We start from the raw sequence: 6,582 nt of genomic DNA on the forward strand, positions 1-6,582 counted from the left end.
AGGAGATCTACGTTTAACTGACCGGCATGGTTATATTCTGAACCCGGTCAACAAGAACAAGTCGATTTGGTTGACGACGCAAGGGCTGGAGCGAGGCCGGCAACTGGCTGATCGGTTGTTTGGAACAAAAACTCAGGTAAAGGACAACCTGTACCGCACCTCCACCAGTGTGACGCCGCCCCTCTCAATCTTGAGTTCGCTGCCTGCGTCCTCGACACAACCGACCCTGCGATAAAAGCGCATGGCCCGTTCATTGCGGGCCAGGACCCAAAGCGTCAGGCAGTCATACCCCTGCTGAACCAACGCCTGCAAGCCCGCGTTCCACAGCGCCAGCCCGACGCCCGTTTGCCAATACCTGGTCAGAACATAGATGGCCATAACCTCCCCTGCATTTGCCCCGGCGGCCTCTTCGTCACGGCTGGCGCCAACGGCTATCCACCCGACAATCTGCTGGTCCACCTCTGCGACCCATACTTCCGGTTCGCCCGCGGCTATCGAGCGACGCCAATAGGCTTCGCGCTGAGCCAGGGTGGCTTGTAACCCGTTCAAGTAGTCGGTGGGCATCAGGTCGCGATACGCCTCTTGCCAACTACTGATATGCACTTGGGCAATGGCGTTTGCGTCGGTGGGTAATGCTCTGCGAATCATGCGGGCTCCTTCCATCGTGCACTGAATCTTGTCTTCGCAGTGTGCCTACGGGCCTATGACAAAATCAGTTTCGCCGGGGACTAAATAAAGATCTTGCGCTCCGGCACGCAGATGCACTGCCAGCCTCATTGCTGTCCCTGCCGACTGCCCCTATCCTCAACGCTCTCGTCCGACCAAACCCGGAGCCGCCATGGACCTCGCCACCCTCGCCCTCTTCTTGCCTGCCTGCTTCGCCCTGAACATGGCGCCTGGCCCCAACAACCTGCTGTCGGTAAGCAACGCCACCCGCTACGGCTTCCGCACCTCCTGCCTCGCAGGTCTCGGCCGCTTGCTGGCCTTTGCCGGCATGATCGCCCTCGCCTCTGCCGGGTTGGCGGTGGTGCTGCAAACATCGGAGTTGTTGTTTTACGGGATCAAGATACTGGGCGCGGCGTACCTGTTTTATCTGGCGTATCAGCTATGGCGTGCGCAACCACAGGCAGAGTCACCAACAGCCGCTCACCAGGTCGGCTTATGGGCCCTGGCACGGCAGGAGTTTCTGGTGGCGGCGGGCAACCCGAAAGCCATCCTGATCTTCACCGCTTTCCTGCCGCAGTTCGTGGTACCTGGCCAACCCATCACCGCACAGTTCGCCCTGCTGGGCGCGATGTTCCTGGCCCTGGAATGGATCGCCATCAGCGCCTACGCCTACATGGGCCTGCATATGCGCCGCTGGTTTGCCGAGCCAAGGGGCAAACGCATCTTCAATCGTTGCTGCGCGGGGCTGTTGTCAGCGGCGGCGGCAGTGTTGTTAACGGCGCGCAGGGCGTAACCCAACCACTGTAGGAGCGAGCTTGCTCGCGAAGGCCGCCAACGTTGGCACGGGGTGCCTGGATAAAAGGTGGCGCTCTTGGGTTTGCGTGAGCACGTTGACGCAGACAGGCATTGACGTAGAATCGCCACCCCAAAAATTCAGCGCGCACAGCGAGAAGGAGCTTAGATGCGACGGGTGATGATTGTGGGTCAACCTGGGTCAGGCAAAAGCACCTTGGCGCGCAAGCTTGGTCAGTGCACGGGTTTGCCGGTCGTTCATATCGACACTATCCACTGGCAGCCAGGGTGGATCGAACGCAGCCGCGACGCGAAGACGCAGCTTTGCCTTGAGGTCGAGGCCCGTGAACGCTGGATATTCGAAGGAGGCCATTCAACCACTTGGGACAACCGGCTGGCCCGCGCAGATCTGTTGATATGGATTGACCGTTCGGCGACGCTCCGATTCTGGCGCGTATTGCTCAGGACGCTGCTCAAACGCGGTCAGACTCGGCCTGACTTGCCGGAGAACTGCCTCGAACGACTGGCGAACCTGCCGGAGTTTTTTAGATTCATGTGGCAGACCAAAGAGTCAGCACGAGTAAAGATGCAACAACTCGTGGAGGCTGCCCCACCCGCCTGCCGTGTGGTTCATCTGCGGTCCAATCGGGACACCCGGATATTTCTTGCGAGCATTGGACGTTCGATTGGCCAGACAACGCCAGATTGATCGTCGGCTGACGGCTTCACTCCGTCGTTAATGTTGCCGCACCCCGCATAAGCGTGGGTGCTCAACATCAATAACATCGCAATGATGCTCCAGGCGGCGTCATTCCTTGGTCAAATCAACCAACGGCGTCTGCCGCACCTCAGTCTCACGCCCATCCTGAATTTCGCTGACCTGCTTCAAAGCCTTATCAACAGCGGCCTTGTCCGCCAACAGGCTGTAGCTGATGCGGAACTGCTTGTGTTCCTTCGGCCCGATTGTCGGCACCAGATTCAGTGGCCGCTGATAACGACGGTTGTAGGAAAAACTCGTCCCTGGCTCCAGCCCCGTGACATAGCCCTGGCCTTGGGTGTCGGTGTTTTTCCAGAGGGAAAACACCGGCAGTGTCTGCGTATTGAAGCCAACCGAAACGCCCAGGCTGCCGGCCTTGTTATGCAGCACGGTCAAGGTATCGCCCTTGGCATCGGCATATGGCACCACGTTGTAGACCGTTTCGTCATAGTCCTTGGTCGGTGCGCGATAGGTTTGCCAGTCGGCCAATTCGCCCTTGGCCTTGTCGTTGAACGGCGACACCTGCTTCACCGGCGCGACAAACCGCGCGCCCTGCTCCAGGAACGGGGTGCTGAAGTTACTGTGATACAGCGCCTGGTATTCCTTCGGATAGTCGCCGTTGTTGGTCAGGGTGTCATTGAGGGCAAACACCACACTGCCGGGTTGAGTGACCAGTTCGGTCGCGACAGAGAAGTCGACCTTCTTGAACGCCTGCTCTTTCAGCTCGCCGCGCAGGGTGATGGCATACGGTGGTTTTTCATCGATATGCAGCGTGACTTTATTCGCAGGAATATTGGCGGCCCGCCCGTGCAGGGTCAGCAGTTCGCCGTTGTCGATGCCGGGGTGGCCGACCCACTCGTAGCCGCAGCGGGTGACCAGCTCGTTGAAACCTTCCAGCCAGCCCAGCCCGCCGCGGCCATTAAGCTCGATGAACGACGGATTGACCACTTCCTTGACCGGCGAATCCCAACCCATGCGCACATCGCCGACCGAAGCCTGCAACACGTTCATACCGCGAGTCGGCACCACCGAAAGCTTCATCGTGCCGTTATCGATATCAACGATGCTCACCCCCTCCTGCCGACCACCGTGCAAGGTGCGCAGGGTAACGCTGAAGGGCTTGGCGGTTTGTACGCCGAGCTGCTGGCTGGTGATCTGCCAGTTCTGGGCGGCTTTGTCGGTGTCGAGCAGGACGTAATCCCAGGCCATGGCGTGGGAGGTGACGGAGAGTGTGCTTAGGGCAACGAGGAGTTTTAGCGGGGTCATAGCGGTGGCCTTTATTGGAGTTGTGGGGGTTTTATAAACTCGATGAAACGTTTCAGCAAGCTTAAAAAGCGTGATGGTGTGGGGAAATATCAAGAAGGGAATGAGGCTAGTCGGGAGCAGACTGCAGCGAAAAAGTGGAGTGAGCGGCGTTCGAGCCTCAGTCCATCCGTGCCGGTTACAACCTTTGCGTTGATCGTCGGCTGCAACGACACTTATAGTTTCCCGGTCGCCCATGTGGCGATCAGGTTTGGCGACCTGATTATCGGTAAATCATTGCATTTATCGGAGTTTCAAAAATGGAAAGATATATCCCTCTTACTGGAATCGATCGGGTTCCAGCGTCCCTGCTCATTGACTCGCAAGCACCGCTCGATGTGCTGCAAGCGATGGCTGACTATCGCATTCGCACCGTGACTCAAGTATTGGAAAACATCGCTTTTCGGGGTGAAGTGGAGGCTGACTGCGTGGTGCTTTCGGATTTTGCTCAACTACTGGCGATACCGTTGCGGGATGGGTGTGATCTGATGGATGTTATCGCGCGTCGATTGCGGGAGCAGGCTTCGGAGGTAGAAGCGCACTCTACAACGGTTAGCTAGAAAGGGCTCCGTGCGCTGGAGCAAGGCAGGCCAGCGCGTGGAGGAGAAACTGGTTATTTCTCACGGGCCGTAAACGGCCAGTTCCGGTCTTTTGCGACCGGCTACAATCGACCCAGAGCGGACATCTGATTTCCCTCGTTTATCACTATGATGAGCCAAAGCTTCGCTACCGGAGTTAATGAGCTTTGGGCAACCTACTGCAAGTGACCATGGCCTGATAGCTCACATGGCATGAGGCCGGAACAGCAAGGTTTATGCTTTAGGTTGGCGACCAAAAAAATCAGCTCAATGCTTGGTTGATCGTCTCGAAAAGCTTCGAGAATCGCTGAATTACGTCTTTACTGATCTTCTTAGGCGGTACCGCCACATAAGCAGCAGCCACTGCAAAATGATTGTATCCAGGAGTTGGTCGAACGCTGACCTGACTGCTTATCAGCTGCTTCTCAATCCTTTGTACGATCCGATCTGCTTGCGGCAGATCCTCCAGTTTTAAGACTGTTCCAGCAAGAGCTTTGGAATAGACCTCGTTGAAATGTTCGAGATACGCTTTGGGGTCTAGGAGATCCTCGAGGTCGGTGGCAACAGCGACCGCTTCGTCCGCTCCTAGGTTTTTGAATTGTGAGAAATTAAAGACTTGTTTTTGATTTAGCAATTTTTGCTGCACCATGGCGTCGAGCTTCTGATCACTCTTGCCGCTGTAGTCATGCAGAACAGCAAATGCTAACCCATTACCTCCCAGGAGTGACACGAAGGTCGCTACGTTGCTCAAGCCCCCCACGGGGACGATCGTGATTTGGGGATCAAGTCCTACTCCTCCAGTCTCTTCGACGGCTCTAGACATCGCTTGGAGTACAGTGAGTTCCGAAATGCCCTCGACCAGCAAGTTTCGCTCGGCGATGAATAGGTTTTGAGCAATATTCCAACCTAGGGCGGCCTGCAGTGGGAAAATTGTCTTGGAATCCGACCCGGAAAGGTTAGAAGAAATCACTGTCCCTTGGCGTGGCTTGTCTTCCACTACCCTCACTTGGTACAGGCGATCTGAATTCACCATGAACGGTGAGTGAGTCGTGTAGATGACCTGGTGGGTCTCAGCAAGATCGTCGATGTAACGCAAAAAATCAGACTGAGCGAGGGCATGCAGAGCCAGGGCCGGCTCGTCCAGAAGCAGTACAAGATTTTTACTGGTTGTACTGCCGACCACGCTGAGTTGCTGCTGGACGCTGTCAAACCACACTAAAAAGCTAAAGAACCAGATGAAGCCTCGGCTGCGCTGATCGAATGGGGTGGTCACTCCACGATGTCTTTTGTTTTTGATCCGCAGGTAGAGGTTAGGCCCGTCGTTAAATGGGGCGGCATCTGACGCATCAGGCCGAATATCGATCTCGACTTCGAGGTCTTCGTTCTGCTTCCAGAATTCCAGAATCTGATCAGTTAGGTTGATCGATACCGATTCGATCTGTGCCTTCAGTTCTTCATAGGAGGTGCCATTCGAGAAGTCGTCCAGTTCAACTCCCGCCATGCGTAGTAGGGCGATCACTGCTTGATGCTTTGGCTCGATCTGCTTGTGGGCATTAGCCGGATCTTTGCTTGCGGCGGCTAAGCGATTCGCAAGATCTTTAAGATTGAGTTTTCCAGGCAGAAGGTCGTAGTCGCTGAAATAAAGAAAGCTAGGAATCTGGGGTGATAGCAACTGCCAAGCTTCGTAGGTACATACTGACGACCAGTCCGCACGGGCACCGCTCACACGGGTTTCGAGCCCTTGGACGAATTCTGTGTCAGCCTCGTTCGTCAGGCTGATGCCTTTCAGGCCTAATAGTGCTTCTCTTAGCGAAGTGGCTTTGCTGAGGACGGCTACTGCACCTTCGCTCAGCCCTACGGTAGTTGCCAAGTTTTTTAGTATTGGCGCTTCGGGAATGCTCAACCCAATTGAACTAGCATTTTTGTAGTTACGTGACACTGTGAATCTGAATCCGGCCTTTATGTCACAACCGATTTTGGCGTTGATTTCAGATGCCTCAGCGTCGTCGATTATGTAGGTTAAAATGACGGCGTCTTCAGGCGACTCCTCGTGGCGTCGCTTATATGTCAGCAGGTCTTTGCGTGGATAGTCTTCGGTGATGTCGAATTTCTCTTTGTCCAGCGCATCCTTGGCTTTATGTAAAGCTCTGAGAAAGACCGTCTTTCCGGCTTCATTCATCCCCACCAAGACAGTGACCTGGGGGTCGATCTCAGTTGTTTGCTGCTCATTGATTGAGCGGAAAGGGCCAACCTTTACAGATGTCAACAGCATGTCCGTTTGTCCTTGTTGATCGAAGGCGAATGGGCACGAAGGTAAGCGAAAAGCCATCACGTCGTCTACGTAGACGTGGCTACTCTTAACGGCAGTCCGCTTTTGGCCGATTCTGTTGAAAAAGTCGGATTTTCAGATTGCCTGAACTCAAGCGCGACCACCACTGGAGAACCTACTCACCACATTGAGTGGTTTTTCGGCCCTTCGGTGACCTT

Annotated in this window: 7 protein-coding genes; 4 read left to right on the top strand and 3 right to left on the bottom strand. The window is 55.3% G+C overall.

The features are described from left to right. Window positions 1–132: 132 nt before the first annotated feature. A complete protein-coding gene (locus J1G33_RS27520) occupies window positions 133–648 on the bottom strand; it encodes a GNAT family N-acetyltransferase (protein WP_103735033.1) in 516 nt (171 codons plus the stop codon). A 190-nt stretch (window positions 649–838) separates the two neighbouring features. On the opposite strand from J1G33_RS27520, the gene J1G33_RS27525 reads away from it, so the two are divergent. Further along, complete coding sequence (locus tag J1G33_RS27525) at window positions 839–1,459, top strand: LysE family translocator (protein ID WP_223019158.1); 621 nt, start codon at window positions 839–841, stop codon at window positions 1,457–1,459. Window positions 1,460–1,627: 168 nt separating this feature from the next. Beyond that, on the top strand, window positions 1,628–2,167 hold the full coding sequence (locus J1G33_RS27530) for an AAA family ATPase (protein WP_223019159.1): 540 nt from the start codon (window positions 1,628–1,630) through the stop codon (window positions 2,165–2,167). Between the two features lie 99 nt (window positions 2,168–2,266). Here J1G33_RS27530 and J1G33_RS27535 read toward each other — a convergent pair whose 3' ends face one another. Continuing rightward, the gene (locus tag J1G33_RS27535) at window positions 2,267–3,481 is read right to left on the bottom strand and encodes an aldose 1-epimerase family protein (protein WP_032880913.1); all 1,215 of its coding nucleotides are present in this window, start codon (window positions 3,479–3,481) and stop codon (window positions 2,267–2,269) included. Between the two features lie 42 nt (window positions 3,482–3,523). Between J1G33_RS27535 and J1G33_RS27540 the strand changes: the two genes are divergently transcribed. Both J1G33_RS27540 and J1G33_RS28035 read left to right on the top strand, forming a co-directional pair. Continuing rightward, window positions 3,524–3,895, top strand: a complete 372-nt coding sequence (locus J1G33_RS27540; RefSeq protein ID WP_187432796.1) for a hypothetical protein — start codon at window positions 3,524–3,526, stop codon at window positions 3,893–3,895. After that, window positions 3,778–4,077 carry a hypothetical protein gene (locus J1G33_RS28035; protein ID WP_078821265.1) on the top strand — a complete coding sequence of 100 codons (300 nt, stop codon included), beginning with the start codon at window positions 3,778–3,780 and terminating at the stop codon, window positions 4,075–4,077. The genes J1G33_RS27540 and J1G33_RS28035 overlap by 118 nt, the downstream gene beginning before the upstream one ends. 280 nt (window positions 4,078–4,357) lie before the next feature. On the opposite strand, the gene J1G33_RS27545 is transcribed toward J1G33_RS28035, so the two are convergent. After that, window positions 4,358–6,367 carry an AAA family ATPase gene (locus J1G33_RS27545; RefSeq protein WP_137205700.1) on the bottom strand — a complete coding sequence of 670 codons (2,010 nt, stop codon included), beginning with the start codon at window positions 6,365–6,367 and terminating at the stop codon, window positions 4,358–4,360. Window positions 6,368–6,582: the final 215 nt, after the last annotated feature.

This window comes from Pseudomonas sp. P867, assembly GCF_019891455.1.
Taxonomy (GTDB): domain Bacteria; phylum Pseudomonadota; class Gammaproteobacteria; order Pseudomonadales; family Pseudomonadaceae; genus Aquipseudomonas; species Aquipseudomonas synxantha_A.